The 18,948-nt window shown below is 60.4% G+C and carries 17 protein-coding genes; 11 read left to right on the top strand and 6 right to left on the bottom strand.

The features are described 5' to 3' along the window. Positions 1-79: 79 nt before the first annotated feature. The gene (locus IEV40_RS13665) at positions 80-1,033 is read right to left on the bottom strand and encodes a D-2-hydroxyacid dehydrogenase (protein ID WP_188422634.1); all 954 of its coding nucleotides are present in this window, start codon (positions 1,031-1,033) and stop codon (positions 80-82) included. Positions 1,034-1,399: 366 nt separating this feature from the next. Between IEV40_RS13665 and IEV40_RS13660 the strand changes: the two genes are divergently transcribed. The 11 genes from IEV40_RS13660 to IEV40_RS13610 all read left to right on the top strand — a co-directional run bounded on the left by IEV40_RS13660 (position 1,400) and on the right by IEV40_RS13610 (position 12,795). After that, positions 1,400-1,777, top strand: a complete 378-nt coding sequence (locus IEV40_RS13660) for a hypothetical protein (protein WP_188422633.1) — start codon at positions 1,400-1,402, stop codon at positions 1,775-1,777. A gap of 40 nt (positions 1,778-1,817) precedes the next feature. Further along, positions 1,818-3,164, top strand: a complete 1,347-nt coding sequence (miaB, locus tag IEV40_RS13655; protein WP_188422632.1) for a tRNA (N6-isopentenyl adenosine(37)-C2)-methylthiotransferase MiaB — start codon at positions 1,818-1,820, stop codon at positions 3,162-3,164. Positions 3,165-3,221: 57 nt separating this feature from the next. Next, entirely contained in the window at positions 3,222-4,268 is a 1,047-nt protein-coding gene (locus IEV40_RS13650) for a PhoH family protein (RefSeq protein WP_188422631.1), read from the top strand. Further along, the gene (gene ybeY, locus IEV40_RS13645) at positions 4,258-4,716 is read left to right on the top strand and encodes an rRNA maturation RNase YbeY (protein WP_188422630.1); all 459 of its coding nucleotides are present in this window, start codon (positions 4,258-4,260) and stop codon (positions 4,714-4,716) included. The genes IEV40_RS13650 and ybeY overlap by 11 nt, the downstream gene beginning before the upstream one ends. Before the next feature lie 115 nt (positions 4,717-4,831). Beyond that, positions 4,832-5,740, top strand: coding sequence for a CorC family transporter (locus IEV40_RS13640; protein ID WP_188422629.1), 909 nt, complete (start codon positions 4,832-4,834; stop codon positions 5,738-5,740). 48 nt (positions 5,741-5,788) lie between these two features. Continuing rightward, complete coding sequence (lnt, locus tag IEV40_RS13635; protein WP_188422628.1) at positions 5,789-7,333, top strand: apolipoprotein N-acyltransferase; 1,545 nt, start codon at positions 5,789-5,791, stop codon at positions 7,331-7,333. Between the two features lie 100 nt (positions 7,334-7,433). Beyond that, positions 7,434-8,366 carry a glycine--tRNA ligase subunit alpha gene (glyQ, locus tag IEV40_RS13630; protein WP_188422627.1) on the top strand — a complete coding sequence of 311 codons (933 nt, stop codon included), beginning with the start codon at positions 7,434-7,436 and terminating at the stop codon, positions 8,364-8,366. Between the two features lie 2 nt (positions 8,367-8,368). Next, a complete protein-coding gene (glyS, locus tag IEV40_RS13625; RefSeq protein WP_188422626.1) occupies positions 8,369-10,471 on the top strand; it encodes a glycine--tRNA ligase subunit beta in 2,103 nt (700 codons plus the stop codon). Between the two features lie 53 nt (positions 10,472-10,524). Beyond that, positions 10,525-11,067, top strand: coding sequence for a D-glycero-beta-D-manno-heptose 1,7-bisphosphate 7-phosphatase (gmhB, locus tag IEV40_RS13620; RefSeq protein ID WP_188422753.1), 543 nt, complete (start codon positions 10,525-10,527; stop codon positions 11,065-11,067). A 47-nt stretch (positions 11,068-11,114) separates the two neighbouring features. After that, positions 11,115-11,858, top strand: a complete 744-nt coding sequence (locus IEV40_RS13615) for a lysophospholipid acyltransferase family protein (RefSeq protein WP_188422625.1) — start codon at positions 11,115-11,117, stop codon at positions 11,856-11,858. A gap of 25 nt (positions 11,859-11,883) precedes the next feature. Next, on the top strand, positions 11,884-12,795 hold the full coding sequence (locus tag IEV40_RS13610; protein ID WP_188422624.1) for a M48 family metallopeptidase: 912 nt from the start codon (positions 11,884-11,886) through the stop codon (positions 12,793-12,795). Between the two features lie 87 nt (positions 12,796-12,882). Here the strand turns inward: IEV40_RS13610 and gloA are convergent, their stop codons facing one another. From gloA to IEV40_RS13585, 5 genes are all read right to left on the bottom strand, one after another. Beyond that, positions 12,883-13,290, bottom strand: coding sequence for a lactoylglutathione lyase (gene gloA, locus IEV40_RS13605; protein ID WP_188422623.1), 408 nt, complete (start codon positions 13,288-13,290; stop codon positions 12,883-12,885). A 69-nt stretch (positions 13,291-13,359) separates the two neighbouring features. Beyond that, entirely contained in the window at positions 13,360-14,127 is a 768-nt protein-coding gene (gene rsmA / locus IEV40_RS13600) for a 16S rRNA (adenine(1518)-N(6)/adenine(1519)-N(6))-dimethyltransferase RsmA (RefSeq protein WP_188422622.1), read from the bottom strand. 27 nt (positions 14,128-14,154) lie between these two features. After that, positions 14,155-15,186 carry a 4-hydroxythreonine-4-phosphate dehydrogenase PdxA gene (gene pdxA, locus IEV40_RS13595; protein WP_188422621.1) on the bottom strand — a complete coding sequence of 344 codons (1,032 nt, stop codon included), beginning with the start codon at positions 15,184-15,186 and terminating at the stop codon, positions 14,155-14,157. 49 nt (positions 15,187-15,235) lie between these two features. Continuing rightward, complete coding sequence (locus IEV40_RS13590) at positions 15,236-16,636, bottom strand: peptidylprolyl isomerase (protein WP_188422620.1); 1,401 nt, start codon at positions 16,634-16,636, stop codon at positions 15,236-15,238. A 4-nt stretch (positions 16,637-16,640) separates the two neighbouring features. Next, on the bottom strand, positions 16,641-18,863 hold the full coding sequence (locus tag IEV40_RS13585) for an LPS-assembly protein LptD (protein ID WP_229724139.1): 2,223 nt from the start codon (positions 18,861-18,863) through the stop codon (positions 16,641-16,643). Positions 18,864-18,948: the final 85 nt, after the last annotated feature.

Raw genomic sequence — 18,948 nt, 5'->3', positions numbered from 1 at the left:
GTGACACTGCACTTTGCATGTCCGTGAAGTGCTCATCAGGCGCAATCCGGCCGTCACGAAGCGCTGTCACATCGCGCCATCACACAACGACGTTGCGCGGTTTACCTGCGACGAAGGCTTCCACGTTGTCGATCAGTTGATCGGCCAGCGTCTGCATTGCCTGCTGGCTGGCCCATGCGGTATGCGGCGTCAGGATGAAGTTCGGCAAACGCAATTTCAGCAGCGGATTGTCCGGCTTGGGCGGCTCGACCGACAACACGTCAAAGCCTGCGCCCGCGATGCGGCCCGCCGTCAATGCCTCGGCCAGTGCCACCTCGTCGACCAGGCCGCCGCGCGCGGTGTTGATCAGCAGCGCATTCGGCTTCATCCGGTTCAATTCGGCGCGGCCGATCATGTTGCGCGTCGCATCGCTCAGTGGCAGATGCAACGAAAGGATGTCCGACGTTTCGATGAGTTCGTCCAGCGTGGCGGGCTTCACGTGCGCGTCCTCGAACGGCGAACGGTTGAAGGCACGCACATCCATGCCGAACGCCAGACCCAGCCGCGCCACCGAACGCCCCAGTTCGCCGAAGCCGACGATGCCGAGACGGCTGCCGGATAGATCGTGAATCGGATGATCGAGCAGGCAGAAGGTATTGGCCTTTTCCCAGCGACCGGCGGCGACGTCGTCCGAGTACGCGCGCAGATTGCGGCGCAGTGCCAGCATCAGCGCAAACGTGTGTTCCGGCACGGCCGCACCCGCATAGTTGCGGATATTGGAAACGACGATGCCACGTTCGCGACAGGCTTCGAGATCGACCACATTGGTGCCGGTAGCAGCGACGGCGATCATCTTCAGGTCGGGCAGGTGCTCCAGATCGGCGGCGCGCAACGGCACCTTGTTTGTAATGGCGATCGTTGCGCCGGCCAGACGCGTGGCGGCATCGGCAGCTTCGGTGGCGCCATGCTCGCTCCAGTCATGCGCAAATGCAGGACGGCGAACTTGTGCATCGATGCTGGCGCGATCGAGGAAAACGATTTTCTGTGCTGGCATGCGGATTCTCTTTCTGTTTCTATTTCTGTACGTAGCGAAAGTGGCTTGAAAGTGCCACAAGCGTGCATTATCCGCCGCTGGCGGAACGGCAACGACGGCATAGCTTACGTTCCCGCAGCCGGGATTCGGACGCAAAATATGCATGGTCCGCTATCGTTTTTTGCATGTCATTCAGCCGTCACAGCCACCGTCGGCAGGATGCCACAGCGCCGTCGCCGGACTACCCGCCGTGGTATGATGCGGCCAACACTTTCGCGCAACCATTGCCGACATGTCATGCCGGGCGCAACGCAATCGCGCAGCGGCTGGAGCACTCCCGTTCCCTTTCATCCCGATCGTCATTCACCTAGCAGAATGGATCCAACCATGCGGATATTTCGTCTCCTGATCAGTTGCGTTCTCGCCGCTACCGCGTGGCAGGCACATGCGTTCGAGCGGCCGTTCCCGGAAAATGCCAAGCGCGGCGTCATGACGCCGGCCAACTATCCGCAGATCGTCATCAATGACAAGTCGCGCACGCTGTCGGCCGGCGCACGCATCTGGAACCAGGACAACCTGATCGAGATGCCGGCATCGCTGCGCGGTGAAGAAATTCCCGTGCTGTACACGGAAGACAATACCGGCGACATCAATCGGGTCTGGATACTGACGCCGGACGAAATCAAGCGCATCCCCGAGAAGCCCGCGCCGAAGCCGCTGCCGGCACCGGTCTCCTCCGGAACCGATGCGCAGGACGCACAGTAACGGGCAGCAAACCCCGCAGTAACCACGCAAGCAACGATTCATGCAGAAAAAAGTATTCATCAAGACGTTCGGCTGCCAGATGAACGAGTACGACTCGGACAAGATGGCCGACGTGCTCAACGCTTCCGACGGACTCGTCAAAACCGACCGGCCCGAGGACGCGGACGTCATCCTGCTCAACACCTGCTCGGTGCGCGAGAAGGCGCAGGAAAAAGTGTTTTCCGACCTCGGCCGTCTGCGCGAACTCAAGCGCAGCAATCCGGATCTGGTGATCGGCGTCGGCGGCTGCGTCGCGTCGCAGGAAGGCGAAGCGATCGTCAAGCGCGCACCGTATGTCGATCTGGTGTTCGGCCCGCAGACGTTGCACCGCCTGCCGGACATGCTGAAGCAGCGCCGTTCGACCGGCCGCTCGCAGGTCGATATCAGCTTTCCCGAAATCGAGAAGTTCGATCACCTGCCGCCGGCCCGCGTCGAAGGCCCGACTGCCTTCGTTTCGATCATGGAAGGCTGCAGCAAGTATTGCAGCTACTGCGTGGTGCCGTACACGCGCGGCGAGGAAGTCTCGCGCCGCTTCGACGACGTGCTGGCCGAAGTCGCCGGTCTCGAAGCACAGGGCGTCAAGGAAATCACGTTGCTGGGGCAGAACGTCAACGCCTATCGCGGCAGAATGGAAGATGGCGAGATCGCCGACTTCGCCTTGCTGATCGAATACATCGCCGAGTTCAAAGGCATCGAACGCATTCGTTTCGTCACCAGCCATCCGAAGGAATTCACGCAGCGCCTGATCGATACCTATGCCAAGGTGCCAAAGCTGGTGAACCACCTGTATCTGCCGGCACAGCACGGCGCCGATCGCATCCTTGCAGCGATGAAGCGCGGCTACACCTCGCTCGAATACAAGTCGGTGATCCGCCGCCTGCGCGCGGTGCGCCCGGACATCGCGATCTCGTCCGATTTCATCATCGGTTTCCCCGGCGAAACCGATGCCGATTTCGAGGGCATGATGAAACTGATTACCGACGTCGGCTATGACAACAGCTTCAGCTTCATCTTCAGCCCGCGCCCCGGCACGCCGGCAGCGAATCTGGAAGACGACACGCCGTATGAAGTGAAACTGGCGCGCCTGCAACGGCTGCAAGCGGTGATCGATGCCAATACGCGTCGTTACAGCGAAGAAATGGTCGGCACGGTGCAGCGCATCCTGGTCGAAAGCGCATCGAAGAAGGAAGACGGAGATCTGCAGGGTCGCACCGAGAACAACCGTGTCGTCAATTTCACCGGTGGTCCGCATGCGGATAGGCTGATCGGCCGGATGGTCGACGTCACGATCACGCAATCGCACGGCTACACGTTGCGTGGCGAGATCGTCGTCACCGAAAACGTCTGACGTCATTCAACGCAACCACACGCAATTACACGCAATCAAACACACCCACAAAATCAATTGAAAAAGAACGCCGTCCAACCGTCGTATTTCGTTCCCGAGCCGCTGGACAACAAGCGGCTCGCCCATCTGTGCGGGCCGATGGACGAAAACCTGCGGCAGATTTCCGCCGCGCTCGACGTCACGATCTTTCGCCGCGGCGAAAAATTCATTGTCAGCGGCAGCAATGCCGAACGCGCCGTCACCGTGCTCGACCACTTCTACAAGGAAGCCAATCGCGCGATTCCGCTTGAGGAAATCCAGCTGGCACTGGTCGAGCAGCGCGCCGACATGGCCGATCACGATCTGCCGAAGAACAGTACCGAAGAAGACAAGCAGGCCGCGATCGAATCGCCGATCCTGAAGACGCGCCGCCACGATCTGCGCGGCCGCACGCCGCATCAGGTGCAGTACCTGAAGGCGATCATGGATCACGACATCACCTTCGGCATCGGCCCGGCCGGTACCGGCAAGACCTATCTGGCTGTCGCCTGCGCCGTCGATGCGCTGGAGCGTGATGCGGTCAAACGCATCGTGCTGACGCGCCCGGCGGTCGAAGCCGGCGAGCGCCTCGGCTTTCTGCCCGGCGATCTGAACCAGAAGATCGATCCCTATCTGCGGCCGCTGTACGACGCGCTGTACGACCTGCTCGGTTTCGATCGCACGCAGAAGATGTTCGAGAAGCAGGCGATCGAAATCGCACCGCTGGCCTATATGCGTGGCCGCACGCTGAACCATGCCTTCGTCATCCTCGACGAAGCGCAGAACACGACGCCGGAACAGATGAAGATGTTCCTGACACGTATCGGCTTCGGCAGCAAGGCGGTGATTACCGGCGACATCACGCAGATCGATTTGCAGCATCACCAGAAGAGCGGACTGGTCGAGGCAACGGATGTGCTCGGCAAGGTGCGCGGCCTGGCATTCACGCACTTCAACAGTTCCGACGTCGTGCGCCATCCGCTGGTGGCGCGCATCGTCGATGCCTATGCGGCCGCGGCCAAACCGGCCGCAAGATCTCCGGCCAGATCAACGGCGCGCAGCAGGAAAACCGGGCATGACCAATAAGCTTTCCCTGTCGATCCAGTATCCGGACAAGCGCCTGCAGGATGTGCTGACACGCCCGCTGCTGCGGCAATGGGTCAAGGCTGCGCTGCTGGCGCCGGCGCAAATCACATTGCGCTTCGTCGATGCCGACGAAGGACGCACGCTGAACCGCAACTACCGCGGCAAGGATTACGCCACCAACGTGCTGACTTTCGCCTATTCGGAAGACGCAGAAGAGAGTCTGGGCGACGTGCAGGCCGACATCATCTTCTGTACCGACGTGCTGGAACGCGAAGCCACGGAGCAGGACAAGCCGCTGGCAGCGCATGCCGCCCATCTCGTCGTGCACGGCATGCTGCATGCACAGGGCTACGACCACGAATCCGACGAGGAAGCGGAAGAAATGGAAGCACTGGAAATCGATATCCTGGCCACACTGGGTTTTCCGAACCCTTACCTGCAAACCTGATTGCAGATTTGACAAAATTTCCCCTGCGTTTCCCCTGCATCGCCGGCATTTTGGAATCGCCGCGACATTTGTTGTATCCTGACAGCCCAGAAACAACCGCAACGGCGCTCCGCCCATGCAAGACAGTCCCCCCTCGAACGGCAAATCCGGTGAGGCCAAACCGCACCGCTCGCTGCTCGAACGCCTGACAGCCCTGATCGCCCCCGGACCGGACAGCCGCGACGAACTGCTCGCGACGCTGCACGATGCCCACGAACGCAATCTGATCGACGCCGATGCGCTGTCGATGATCGAGGGCGTCTTTCAGGTTTCCGAACTGACCGCGCGCGACATCATGGTGCCGCGCAGCCGGATGGATGTCATCGACATCACGCAACCGATCGCCGAATGGCTGCCGATGGTGCTGGAAACCGCCCACTCGCGCTTTCCAGCCGTCGAAGGAGAACGCGACCAAGTGGTCGGCATCCTGATGGCGAAGGATCTGCTGCGCTACTACGCGGAAGAATCGTTCGACGTGCGCGCAAAGCTGCGCAAGGCGGTCTTCATCCCGGAATCGAAACGGCTGAACGTGCTGCTGGCCGAATTTCGCTCCAAGCACAACCACATGGCGATCGTCGTCGACGAATACGGCGGCGTGGCCGGCCTGATCACAATCGAGGACGTGCTGGAACAGATCGTCGGCGATATCGAGGACGAATACGATTTCGACGACGAGGAAGACAATATCATCGCCGTGCGCGAGGGCAAGGACGGTCCGCGCTGGCGGGTTCTCGCACAAACCGAAATCGACGAATTCAACGAAGAACTCGGCACCGCGCTCGCCAATCCCGACGTCGACACGATAGGCGGCTTCATCATCGACCATCTGGCGCGCGTGCCGCAAAAAGGCGAGATCCTGGAAATCGCGCATTTGCAAGACCACCTGCGTTTCACCATCCTGCGCGCCGACGCCCGTCATATCCTGATGGTGATGGTCGAAAGGCTGACGCCGCCGGCCGCCGATGAGGAAGTAATTGAAGACTGATCCGTCGGCGCAACGCATGCGCCCTGCTTCCTCATTGCGACATCGCGCATGACATTCCCGATTTCCTTCCAGCCGTCGCCGCGCCAGACGTTGCTCCTGGCATTGATCGCCGGCGCAATCAACGTTTTTTCCTTCGCGCCATTCGGCTGGTGGTGGCTGCAAATTTTCACGCTCGCGCTGCTGTTCCGGCTGACGCTGCAGGCGCCATCGGTCAAGCGCGCATTGCTGATCGGCTGGGCCTTCGGTTTCGGCTGGCTGGTCTGCTGCATCTACTGGCTGTACATCAGCATGCACGATTACGGCGGCATGGCAGCGCCAATGGCAGCGCTGGCTGTTGCGCTGCTGGCAGCAGTACTCGGCGTCTTCAGCGGCATCGCCTGCGGTTTTGCCACATGGTTCGCTCGCCGCCTGCGCGCGCGGGAGTCCGTCACGCTGCTACTGGTGCTGCCGGCCGCATGGGCACTGACCGAATGGCTGCGCGGCTGGATTTTCAGCGGTTTCCCGTGGACTGTTTCTGGCTATGCGCATGCGAACGCCCCGCTGGCCGGCTTCGCCCCGCTGCTCGGCGTCTACGGCATCGGCTGGCTGGTGGCATTGCTGGCCGGCTGCCTGCTTCTGCCGTTTCGGGAAAAATCCGGATTGCTGCTGATGCTCGCCGTGCTGGTCGCCGGCTTCGGCCTGCATCAGGTTTCCTGGACGGTACCAAACGGCCAGCCGATCTCGGTACGCCTGCTGCAAGGCAACGTCCCGCAGGAAATGAAATTCGATGCTGAAAAGCTGGACGACACGCTGGTCCTGTACGAAGACATGATCCGCGCCGCACCCGCCGATCTGATCGCCACGCCGGAAACCGCGCTGCCGCTGCTGTTGCACCAGTTGCCGCAGGACTATCTGCCGCGCCTGTCCGATTTCGCCACGGCGACCAACAGCCATCTGGCGATCGGCATCCCGGTCAGCGACGGCCCGCAACAATATGCGAACAGCGTGATCGGCATTTCGCCGGCGCCGGCCAGCCGCGCCGCGCCTGCGCTGTACCGCTACGACAAGCACCACCTGGTGCCGTTCGGCGAATTCATCCCGTTCGGCTTCCAGTGGTTTGTCGACATGATGCGCATCCCGCTCGGCAGCTTCACCCCCGGCGATGCCACACCGGTTCCCTTCATCGTGCGCGACCAGCGCGTGCTGCCGAACATCTGCTACGAGGATCTGTTCGGCGGTGAAATCGCCAGCCAGCTGCGCACCGCACGGGCCGAGGCAAGCCCGGTACCGAGCATCCTGCTGAACGTTTCCAACATCGCCTGGTTCGGCGATTCGATTGCGCTGCCGCAGCATCTGCAAATCTCGCAGATGCGCGCGATCGAAACCGGCCGCCCGATGCTGCGCGCAACCAACACCGGCGCAACCGCCGTCATCGCTCCCGACGGCAGCGTCACCGCCGAACTGCCGCCCTTCACACGCGGCGTGCTGACGGCATCGGTACAGGGTTATCGCGGCATCACGCCATATGTCGTGGCCGGCAACGCCCTGATCGTCCTGCTCGCAGTGTCCATGCTGGGCATGGCCTGGCTGGCGACGCGCCGCCGCGGCTCCTGACCCGCCAAACCCCACTAATAGCGGGGAAAACCCGTTAAAATTCAGGGTTTCGGCAAATTCCCCTCGCGTCCGTCCCACGGGCGCCAACCATCCAGAAAAGATGCTCACATTTCAACAAATCATCCTGACGCTCCAGCAGTACTGGGATGCGCAGGGTTGCGCGCTGCTGCAGCCGTACGACATGGAAGTCGGCGCCGGCACCTCGCACACCGCCACCTTTCTGCGCGCCATCGGCCCGGAACCGTGGAAAGCCGCCTACGTGCAACCGAGCCGCCGCCCGAAGGACGGCCGCTACGGCGAAAACCCGAACCGCCTGCAGCATTACTACCAGTTCCAGGTAGTGTTAAAGCCAGCACCAGAAAACATTCTTGAACTGTATCTGGGCTCACTGGAAGCGCTGGGCTTCGATCTGAAGCAGAACGACATCCGCTTCGTCGAGGACGACTGGGAAAACCCGACGCTGGGCGCCTGGGGCCTCGGCTGGGAAGTCTGGCTGAACGGCATGGAAGTCACGCAGTTCACCTATTTCCAGCAGGTCGGCGGCATCAACTGCAAGCCGACCACCGGCGAGATCACCTACGGCCTCGAACGTCTCGCAATGTATCTGCAGGGCGTGGACAACGTCTACGACTTGACTTGGACCGAGGGCAAGGACGGCAAGAAACTGACCTACGGCGACGTCTACAAGCAGAACGAGATCGAGCAATCGACCTACAACTTCGAACACAGCGACGCCGATTTCCTGTTCACCGCATTCGGTGCGCACGAGAAGCAGGCACTGCACCTGATGGAAAACAAGCTGGCATTGCCTGCCTATGAGCAAGTGCTGAAAGCAGCGCACACGTTCAACCTGCTGGACGCGCGCGGCGCAATCTCGGTGACCGAACGTGCTGCCTACATCGGCCGCATCCGCAACCTCGCGCGCAGTGTCGCACGCAGCTATCTCGACAGCCGCGCCCGCCTCGGCTTCCCGATGGCGACACCAGAACATGCCGCTGAAGTGCTGGCCCAGATCGAGAAGGAAGCGGCATGAGCATGGATACACGAAATCTCCTCGTCGAACTGTTCGTCGAGGAACTGCCGCCAAAGGCATTGAAGAAAATCGGCGATGCATTTGCGCAAACGCTGTACGCAACGCTGCAATCGCAAGGCCTGCTGGAAAAGGACAGCATGCTGACGCCGTTCGCCTCACCGCGCCGCCTCGGTGTGCACATCACGAACGTCGCCGATCAGGCCGATGACAAACAGGTATCGCAAAAGCTGATGCCGGTGTCGGTCGGTCTGGATGCAAACGGCAAGGCCACGCCCGCATTGCTGAAGAAATTGAATGCGCTGGGCGCCGACGAATCGGCAGTCGCCAACCTGAAACGCGAATCCGACGGCAAGGCCGAAGCACTGTTCTTCCACAGCGTGGTGCAAGGTGCAACGCTGGCAGAAGGCTTGCAGAAAGCGCTGGAAGACACGCTCGTCAAACTGCCGATTCCGAAGGTCATGACATATCAACTGGCCGACGGCTGGGACACCGTCAACTTCGTGCGCCCCGCGCACGGCCTCATCGCGCTGTACGGCAATGACATCATCCCGGTTTCCGTACTCGGCCTGAAAGCCGGCACCACGACGCACGGCCATCGCTTCGAAGCCGGTCTCGATCCGGTCTTCATCCGCCATGCCGATACCTACGCCGAACAGCTGGTGAAGGAAGGCGCGGTCATCGCCGGCTTTGCCGAGCGCCGCGCCGAGATCGTGCGCCAGTTGCAGGAAGCCGCTGCCAATGCCGGCGACAATCTGAAACCGATCGACGACGAAGCGCTGCTCGATGAAGTGACGGGCCTGGTCGAACGTCCGAACGTCGTGATCGGCCAGTTCGAGGAAACATTCCTCGACGTACCGCAGGAATGCCTGATCCTGACGATGAAGGCGAACCAGAAATACTTCCCGCTGCTGGATGCAGACGGCAAGCTGACGAACAAGTTCCTGATCGTTTCCAACATTAGGCCGGCCGATGCCAGCGCCGTCATCGGCGGCAACGAGCGCGTCGTGCGCCCGCGTCTGGCCGATGCGAAATTCTTCTTCGACCAGGATCGCAAGAAAAAACTGGAATCGCGTGTCGAAGGCCTGGCCAAGGTCGTTTATCACAACAAGCTGGGCACGCAAGGCGAGCGTATCGAACGCGTGCGCGCAATCGCAAAGGCGATTGCCGCCAAGCTCGGCGTCGATGCGAAACAAGTCGACAGCGCCGCACAACTGGCCAAGGCCGATCTGCTGACCGACATGGTCGGCGAGTTCCCGGAACTGCAGGGCATCATGGGCCGCTACTACGCATTGCACGACGGCCTGCCGGCCGATGTCGCCGATGCAATCGAGGATCACTACAAACCGCGCTTTGCCGGCGACGAATTGCCGCGCAATGCGGTCGGCACCGTCGTCGCGCTGGCCGACAAGCTGGAAACCCTGGTCGGTCTGTTCAGCATCGGCCAGGTGCCGACCGGCGACAAGGACCCGTTTGCATTGCGCCGTCACGCGCTGGGCGTGATCCGCATGCTGGTCGAAGGCAAGCTCGCGATCGGCATCGATGAACTGATCGCCGCAGCGGAACAGCCGTTCGGCAAGATCACGGCCGAACATCGCGATGCATTGCTGAATTTCATTTTCGATCGCCTTGCCAACACCTTGCGCGAACAGGGCTACAGCGCGCAGGAAATCGATGCCGTGCTGGCCTTGCGTCCGCAACGCCTGGCCGACGTCGCCGAGCGCCTTGCCGCCGTGCGCGCCTTCGCTGCATTGCCTGAAGCCGAAAGCCTCGCTGCCGCCAACAAGCGCGTCGCCAACATCCTGAAAAAGGTCGAAGGCGAAGTCGCCGCGAAGGTCGACACATCGCTGCTGAAGGAAGACGCGGAAGCCGCACTCAACAACACGCTGTCAACGGTAAAGCCACAAGCCGACGCCGCCTTCGACCGTGGCGACTACACGGCTTCGCTGCAAGCACTGGCCGCGCTGAAAACGCCGGTCGACGCTTTCTTCGACGGCGTGATGGTCAACGCTGACGATACCGCGCTGCGCAACAACCGTCTCGGCCTGCTAGCGACGCTGCATGCGGCGATGAACCGCGTCGCCGATATTTCGCGACTGGCTTCCTGATCATCAACTCACGAAACGCGATCGTCATGCAGACTTCTTCCGAAAAGCGTCCGATGAAACTGATCATCCTCGACCGCGACGGCGTCATCAATCACGACTCGGACGATTTCATCAAATCGCCCGACGAGTGGATTCCGATTCCCGGTTCGCTGGAAGCGATTGCGCGTTTGAATCAGGCCGACTATCGCGTTGTGGTTTGTACGAACCAGTCCGGCGTCGCGCGCGGCAAATTCACCATGATGACGCTGAACGCTATCCATCAGAAGATGCACACGGCAGCACAGGCGGTCGGCGCCGATATCGATGCCATCTTCTTCTGCCCGCATGCTGCCGACGACAATTGCGATTGTCGCAAGCCCAAGGCCGGCATGCTGGAAGCCGTCGGCAAACGCTTCGACGTCAGCCTGAAAGGCGTGCCGACCGTCGGCGATTCGTTGCGCGATCTGCAGGCAGGCTACATCGTCGGCTGCAAACCGTATCTGGTATTGACCGGCAAGGGCGAGCAGACCAGCGAAAAAGGCGGTCTGCCACCGAGCACCGCAACTTATCCGAATCTCGCCGCCGTCGTCGACCATCTGCTGAAGCCGGCCGTCTGAAAAAATAATCCGCGAACGCCAACCGGCGCTTTGCCTGTGGAGACCCGATGTCCAACACCCTGCTGTTTTTACGTTCGCTGCTGTTCGCACTGATCATGCTGATCGTGACGCCGATCTGGGCGCTCGTCTGCTTTGTCTTCGCCCCGTTCCCCTATCGCACACGTTATTACGTGACGTCGCGCTGGAATCTGTTCATCATCGAACTGGCCAGGGTGTTGTGCGGCATCCGTTACCAGATCAAGGGTTGGGAAAATCTGCCGGACAGTCCTGTCATCCTGCTATCCAAGCATCAATCGGCATGGGAAACGATCTTCCTGCTGTGGAAGATGCCGCGCCCGCTGATTTTCGTATTGAAGCGTTCGCTGATCTACATTCCGTTGTTCGGCTGGGCGCTGGCACTGCTACGCATGATCCCGATCGATCGCAAGAACGGCAAGGATGCATTCGCGCAGGTCGCACGCGAAGGCGCACAACGTCTGCAGGATGGTCAGTGGATCATCATGTTCCCGGAAGGCACGCGCATCCCGGTCGGCAAACAGGGTAAATACAAGATGGGCGGCACGCGTCTGGCGGTGGAAACGAACACGCCTGTGGTGCCGATCGCATTGAACGCCGGCGAATGCTGGCCGCGCAACGCCTTCATCAAGCGGCCCGGACTGATCACTGTATCGATCGGCAAGCCGATCTCGCCGGAAGGACGCAATGCCGCCGAACTCATGCAGCAGGTCGAAAATTGGATAGAATCCGAAATGCGCGTGATTTCTCCGCACGCCTATCCTGCCGAACAATAAACCTGCTGATACGGTCCATTCATCCTTGAAGCTGCTGCGCCACACTTCGCCCGATCCGAAACAGCTGTCGCTACAGCTCGATTTCTTTTCGCCCGACGTTTCCGCACAGCCGCGTATCGATCAGCCGGCGCCGGTGCAGGAGCCGGAAGGCCTGTTCCGACCGACGCCTGCGGCACCGCTTTCCATAACGGAACCGCCGCGCCCCGTACCGCACGGCAAGCGCCGCATGCAGATCGGCGAACACGCGCTGGATTACGCGCTCGTCCGCTCCAAGCGCCGGTCGATCGGCTTCATGATCGACGACGACGGTTTGCGCATTACGGCACCGAAATGGGTCACGCTGACCGAAATCGAGAATGCGATCCACGAAAAAAAGCGCTGGATCTTCGCCAAGCTGAACGAACGCCGCGAACGCTCGGCGCGCCGTCTGCAGCCGCAGATGGAATGGCGCGACGGCGGCAAGCTGCCGTATCTGGGTGACGACATCACGCTACGCATTCGCGCGACGCAATCGGCCGGCGTGCTGTTCAATGCAGCAACGAAGGAATTGACGATCTGCCTGCCGGCCGATGCCGGCGAGCAGCAACTGAAAGACCGCGTGCAAGGCTGGTTGCAACTGGAAGCCAAACGCATCTTCGGCGAACGGCTGCCGATCTATGCAGAGAAACTGGGCGTCGCCTACCAATCGTTCGCGCTGTCTTCCGCCACCACGCAATGGGGTTCGTGCACGGCAGACGGCCGCATCCGCCTGAACTGGCGTCTCGTGCATTTCGCGCTGCCGCTGATCGACTACGTGATTGCGCACGAACTGGCGCATCTGCGCGAGATGAACCACAGCCCGCGCTTCTGGGCAACCGTGCAATCGATCTTTCCGGAATTCGAGGCAGCGAAGAAAGCGCTGCGCGATCACGCGCCGGAGACACTGCCGATCTTTTGACGCATTCCGCCATGCCAATGAAAAACGCGCCCTTCGGCGCGTTTTTTCTTGTCGACCTGTATCTCTTTATCTGTCGCAGCTTTCTGCTTACAGGCTGACGAAATTCTTTTCGTCCTTGCGCTCGATGAATTCGACCTTGTAACCGTCCGGGTCTTCGACGAAAGCAATGACAGTCGTGCCGCCCTTGACCGGCCCGGCTTCGCGCGTAACCTTGCCGCCGGCCTTTCTAACCTCTTCGCATGCCTTGTAGGCATCCGGCACGCCGATCGCCATGTGACCGTAGGCCGACCCCATTTCGTAGTTGTCGACGCCCCAGTTGTACGTCAGTTCGATTTCCGCGTGATCCGGATTGTTGCCGTAGCCGACGAAGGCCAGCGTGTACTTGTATTCCGGATTTTCGGTCTTGCGCAGCAGCTTCATGCCGAGCACCTTGGTGTAGAAGTCGATCGAACGATCCAGATTGCCGACGCGCAGCATGGTGTGAAGTAGACGCATGGGAGTCCCCGTTAAAAATCCGAAGACTCGAATTTTATGCCGTTCCGGCATTTGCTGCCGGAGCGGCCGTCAGAGGCGATTCGCCAGCGCCACGTAATGCTCGAGTGCAATCGCTTCCGGGCGCAGTTGCGGATCGATGCCGGCGTCGATCAGCGCGTTCTCGTCGAACATGCCGGACAGGCAGTTGCGGATTACCTTGCGCCGCTGCGAGAAGGCCTGCTGCACGACGCGCTCCAGCTTCTGCGCATCGCAAGGCAACGGCTGCGCCAGCGGAATCATGCGCACGATGGCGGAATCGACCTGCGGCGGCGGATCGAAAGCCGTCGGCGGCACCACGAACATCAATTCCATGTGATAACGCCACTGCAGCATCACCGACAGGCGGCCGTATGTCTTGCTGCCCGGTTCTGCCACCATGCGCTCGACCACTTCCTTCTGCAGCATGAAATGCTGATCCTGCACTTGCGGCGCGATCTGTGTCAGATGGAACAGCAGCGGGCTGGAAATGTTGTACGGCAAATTGCCGACTACGCGCAGCTTGCGCTCTGCCGGCACCGGAATCGATGCAAAGTCGAATTGCAGCGCATCGGCCGAATGCACGATCAGCTTCTTCGGATCGAAGGTTTTCTGCAGCCGCGCGACAAGATCGCGATCCAGTTCCACCACATGCAATTGCGCGACTTCATTGACCAATAGACGCGTCATCGCTGCCAAGCCGGGGCCGATCTCGACCATCGTATCGTCCGATTGCGGATCGATGGTGCGAATGATGTCATGCAGGACGGCATCGTCGGTCAGGAAGTTCTGGCCAAAACGCTTGCGGGGAATATGTTTCATGAAAACAAGAATGAATGCGAGTGATGACTATGCCGAGGCACAGGAAGCCGCAGCCATAGCCGCCGCGACGCGCATGGCTTCCAGCATGCTGCCATGATCGGCCTGCCCCAAGCCGGCAGCTGCCAGATCGAGCGCCGTGCCATGGTCGACCGAGGTACGAATGATCGGCAAGCCCAGCGTGATATTGACGCCCAGGCCGAAGCTGGCGTACTTCAGCACCGGCAACCCTTGGTCGTGATACATCGCCAGCACGCAATCGGCATCCTTCAAGTGGCGCTGCTGAAACAACGTATCGGCCGGATAGGGGCCGCATGCATCGATTCCCTTGTCCTGCGCCTTTTGCAAGGCCGGCTGGATGATGTCGATTTCCTCACGTCCCAGATAGCCGCCCTCGCCTGCATGCGGATTCAGCCCGGTGACCAGGATGCGCGGATTGGCAATGCCGAACTTCTTCTGCAAGTCGGCATGCACGATGGAAAAAATCTCGACGAGGCCATCGGTGGTAATCGCTGCGGCGACATCCTTCAGTGCCAGATGCGTGGTCGCCAGCGCGACGCGCAAAGGCTGCGGTGTCGCATTCGTCGCCAGCATCATCACGACCTGCGGCGTTGCCGTCTTTTCCGCCAGATATTCCGTATGGCCGGTGAAAGGCACGCCGGCATCGTTGATCGTGCTCTTCTGCAGCGGCGCGGTAACGATGGCATCGAAGCGGTGCTGCAGCGCGCCTGCGATTGCCACGTCCAGCGTCTGCAATACGGCACGGCCGTTTCTGGCATCCAGACGACCGGCAACGACAGGTGCATGCAACGGACAATCAATGACGACGATACGGTCTCGCGGAAAATCAGGCAGGCCACCGTTCTCCACGGCTTGCAGCGATATCGCGGACAACTGGATCGCCGGACTGATTTCGGCGGCCAGTATCGAGAGGAAGGCTGCATCGCCGATCAGCACGCTGCGGATATCGCATCGCAATTCCCATGCTGCGCGAATCGAGATTTCCGGCCCGATACCGGCCGGCTCACCGCAGGTGATGGCAATCGTCGGTCGCTTGCTCATGACACCTCCCGTTTCGACACTGTACGTCGCCTGTCCGACCGCAGCCTGATTACTGATCGTTCAGACGATACTCGACATAGGCTTCATCGCGCACCTGGCGCAGCCAGTCCTGCACGGCACCTTCCAGCTTTTGCGCACGGATAGCCTGGCGTGCGGCAGCGCGCTTGCGCTCCTGCGACACGTCATCGATCTTGCGCTCCTTGACCAGGATCAGGTGATAACCGAACGGCGATTCGATCGGATCGCTAAGCTGGCCGATCGGTAAGGCATCCATCGCGCGCTCGAATTCCGGCACGGTGTCGCCCGGATAAATCCAGCCGAGATCACCGCCCTTTGCAGCGGAAGCATCATTGGAATACAGGCGCGCCATTTCCTCGAAGGTGGCCGCATGATTCTCGATGCGCTGCTTGATATCCAGCAGCTTGCGCTGCGCGTCGGATGCGGAAACCACCTGGTTGACCTTGATCAGGATATGCGCGGCATGCGTCTGCTGCACGCTGACTGGTGCCGCGGCAGGATCGTCCTGGCCGCCGCGCAACACGCTTGCCGTACGGCGGCCGACCAGTTTCAGAATGTGGAAGCCGTTGCCGCTCTTGACGACCGGTGCGACCTGTCCTTGCTGCACATTCTTCACCGCATCGACGAACAATTGCGGCAGGCGGTCTTCCGAACGCCATCCCAGATCGCCGCCGGTCGCGCCATCTGGCGCATCCGAATAGGCTGCCGCCAGATTGCTGAAGTCGGTGCCGGCATTCAGTTGCGCGAGCACTTCATCGACGCGCTTCTTGCTGGCTGCCTGTTGTTCTATGGTCGCGTTCTCCGGCACGCGAATCAGGATTTGCGCGATGTCCAGTTCCTGCGGTGCCGACGTGGTGGCACTGTGCGCTGCCAGATAGGCATCAATTTCTGCATCCGATACCTGGATCTTGTTGTCGACTTCGACCTCGCGCAGGCGCTGCATCATCATTTCGTTGCGAATGTCTTCGCGAAAGGCCGAGTACTGCATGCCGTCCTGTTCCAGGCGCTGACGAAATTCCGTCATCGTCATCCTGTTCTGGTCGGCGATGCGCGCCACGGCACGATCCAGCATCGCGTCGTCGATCTTGATGCCGCGCTCCTTCGCCCGCTGCAGTTGCGCACGCTCGAGGATCATCCGCTCCAGCAGTTGCCGATGCAATTGTTCCGGCGGCGGCATCTGTCCGCCCTGGCTCTTCAACCTGTCCTCGATCACTTTCAGGCGCCGCAAAAATTCCTGCCGCGTGATGACATCGCTGTTGACGACGACCAGGATCGAATCCGACAGTCTTGGCTGCTGCCGTGCGGCCGGCTTGCCGGCATCCTGTGCATGGGCCAGCAGCGGCAGGCAGCACGCCAGTATCGCCGCCGCCAGCAACTGGCAACTGCACGACAGGTAATTCTGAATACGGGTCATCGGATCGAAAGTACGCATGGTTTTACATACCGGAATGGTTGGTATTGGATTGGTTGCTGATAGGCTGATAGCCTGGAATGCTGGTGCGCAGCGCCGACAACGGGTCGGAACCCAGTTTGGCCAGGCCGCTCAGTTCCAGCTGGAAGAAGAGGCTGGAATTGGATTCGCCGGTCGATGTCGGAATACGTTGCGCAACGATGCGGAAAATCCAGCAGTCGGCCTTGTATTCGAGGCCCAGCAGCCCTTCGGACAGACCATTGGCGGGCGGTACATTCAACGGTACCGCGTTGCGCTCCGCATAGTTGTTGTCCAGCGAATAATTGACGCGCGCCACGCCATACCAGCGATCGGCGATCGGCCACTGTCCTGAGACATCGATCTGCCGCAGTTCGTTCGGCACGTCGATACGATAGCTGAGATTCAGCACCTTCTTCGGCTCCGGCCGCCAACTCACCGTGTAATTGGCGCGCGTCACGTCCTTCTGCGTCGCACTGTACTGGATCGTTGCTTCGGTACTCAACTTTTCGGAAAACCGGATTGCGGCGGAAGCCAGCAGATCGGATTTGGTATCGTTGTTCGGGACCTGATTCGGCAGCGTCACGCGCTGATCTTCGAAATAGAAGCGCTGGCCTATTGCCAGCCGCATGCGTTCCGCGCCGTTCGGTTCGAGATAACGCGTCACCAGCGCTGCCGTCAATTGATCCGCATCACTGATGCGATCGTAGCCGACGAAACGGTTTTCGCTGAATATCTGCGCGAAGCTCAAATCTGCTTCGCCGGTATCAAAGATCGGCGTACGGCTCTGGTCGCGGTATGGCGTCTTCACATAGAACAGTCGCGGCTCCAGCGTCTGCGTCATGTTGCTGCCGAACAGGCTCGTATCACGCTCGAAAATCAGACCGCTGTCCAGAGAGAAGGTCGGCAGTGCATAGCCGGGACTGGAATCGTAAGTCAATCCATTGTTGAACTGCGCTTCCGTATTCTGCAGGTTATAACTGGTGGCGGTCAGCGACACTTTCGGCGTGATGAAATAACTGGGCCGCACAATCGGATAGGAAATCGACGGATTCACGACGAAACGGTCGCCACGCACATAATCGGGATGCCAGAAGCTGGTCGCCTGCACTGTCGTGGACCAGTCGAAGCCGCCGACGTCATATTGCTGGCCGCGCCAGGTCAGTTGCGGCAAACGGTCGTAAGGACGAGTAATCGGCGCATCCGGATCCTGCAGCACCTGATAGTTCGACGCGCGCGCAGTAGCGGCCCAGAAACTGCCCTTGTAAGTGAAGTTCAAGTCCCGCAACAGCAGGCGTTCAGTACTGGTCGCCAGGTTTTGCGAGAAATCGCTCGGATAGTTATCATCCGAAGCACCGTTCAAATTCCAGGCGAACGATGCCTGCGGCGTCAATCGCTGACGATGCTGCGACGAAATCGAGTAGCGATTGGTATGCGTCTCGCGATCGTCGCCCAGGTATTCGAATTTGGTCTCGCCCGAATAATCGTAGTCCAGGTAACGCGCCTCACCGCCGATCATCAGGCCGCGGCGTGCAATGTAACGCGGCGACAACGTGAAATCGCGATTGGGAGCGATATTGAAGTAATACGGCGTCATGATTTCCAGGCCGCCGCGACTCGATGTGCCGATACTGGGCGGCAGGAACCCCGACTTGCGCGCGTCGGACAATGGGAAGGAAATGTACGGCGTGCCGATGATAGGCACATCCTTGAAGTAGATGACGGCCCCGCTCGCCGTACCGGTATCCAGTCCCTTGTCGAAAGTCATCGTGCTGGATTTCAGGTACCAGTCCGGATCCGGGCCTTCGCAGGTGCTGTAGGTCGCGCTGGAAACGTGGGCCCGCTCCTGCGATTCGAAATCAAGGCGGTCGGCCGTGCCGTGCGCATTGTTTGCCTTCATGTGATACGTGGGATTCTCGACGTACCCTTCCCCCGTATCCATCTTCAGGCGCATCTTGTCGCCAGTATAGCGATCGCCGAAACGCGTCATGCGGACATTGCCGCTCGCCTCGACTTCATCCTCTTCGATCCAGTAGGTGGCATGGTCGGAATTGACCGTCGTCTCGCCGCGCGTGATTTCGACGTCGCGTTCCAGCACGACTTCGCGGTCCGGCCGGCCCGTCATCTGCTCGGCGCTGACATTGGTCGGCGCTTCGTCGTCCGATACCTTGCGCTCCGCGGTGGTCTGCGCGACCGCAGGCAGGGCGACTGCCGCAACCGTCAACGACATCGCCAATCGCCGGGGGAAAAATGATGCAAACAGCCAGGTCATGAAAATAAGTTTTTGAGTACCATCGCTGGCGATTTTCCGACGA

Source organism: Oxalicibacterium solurbis, from assembly GCF_014635845.1.
Taxonomy (GTDB): domain Bacteria; phylum Pseudomonadota; class Gammaproteobacteria; order Burkholderiales; family Burkholderiaceae_D; genus Oxalicibacterium; species Oxalicibacterium solurbis.
The sequence above is the reverse complement of the archived record's forward strand: the minus strand, read 5'-3'. Positions and strand labels throughout refer to the sequence as shown.

Coding starts and splice junctions, on each gene's coding strand:
- glyS (WP_188422626.1), top strand. CDS start 8,369: ATGGATACACGAAATCTCCTCGTCGAACTGTTCGTCGAGGAACTGCCG.
- IEV40_RS13615 (WP_188422625.1), top strand. CDS start 11,115: ATGTCCAACACCCTGCTGTTTTTACGTTCGCTGCTGTTCGCACTGATC.
- gloA (WP_188422623.1), bottom strand. CDS start 13,290: ATGCGTCTACTTCACACCATGCTGCGCGTCGGCAATCTGGATCGTTCG.
- miaB (WP_188422632.1), top strand. CDS start 1,818: ATGCAGAAAAAAGTATTCATCAAGACGTTCGGCTGCCAGATGAACGAG.
- IEV40_RS13590 (WP_188422620.1), bottom strand. CDS start 16,636: ATGCGTACTTTCGATCCGATGACCCGTATTCAGAATTACCTGTCGTGC.
- pdxA (WP_188422621.1), bottom strand. CDS start 15,186: ATGAGCAAGCGACCGACGATTGCCATCACCTGCGGTGAGCCGGCCGGT.
- rsmA (WP_188422622.1), bottom strand. CDS start 14,127: ATGAAACATATTCCCCGCAAGCGTTTTGGCCAGAACTTCCTGACCGAC.
- IEV40_RS13640 (WP_188422629.1), top strand. CDS start 4,832: ATGCAAGACAGTCCCCCCTCGAACGGCAAATCCGGTGAGGCCAAACCG.
- IEV40_RS13665 (WP_188422634.1), bottom strand. CDS start 1,033: ATGCCAGCACAGAAAATCGTTTTCCTCGATCGCGCCAGCATCGATGCA.
- ybeY (WP_188422630.1), top strand. CDS start 4,258: ATGACCAATAAGCTTTCCCTGTCGATCCAGTATCCGGACAAGCGCCTG.
- gmhB (WP_188422753.1), top strand. CDS start 10,525: ATGAAACTGATCATCCTCGACCGCGACGGCGTCATCAATCACGACTCG.
- lnt (WP_188422628.1), top strand. CDS start 5,789: ATGACATTCCCGATTTCCTTCCAGCCGTCGCCGCGCCAGACGTTGCTC.
- glyQ (WP_188422627.1), top strand. CDS start 7,434: ATGCTCACATTTCAACAAATCATCCTGACGCTCCAGCAGTACTGGGAT.
- IEV40_RS13585 (WP_229724139.1), bottom strand. CDS start 18,863: ATGTCGTTGACGGTTGCGGCAGTCGCCCTGCCTGCGGTCGCGCAGACC.
- IEV40_RS13660 (WP_188422633.1), top strand. CDS start 1,400: ATGCGGATATTTCGTCTCCTGATCAGTTGCGTTCTCGCCGCTACCGCG.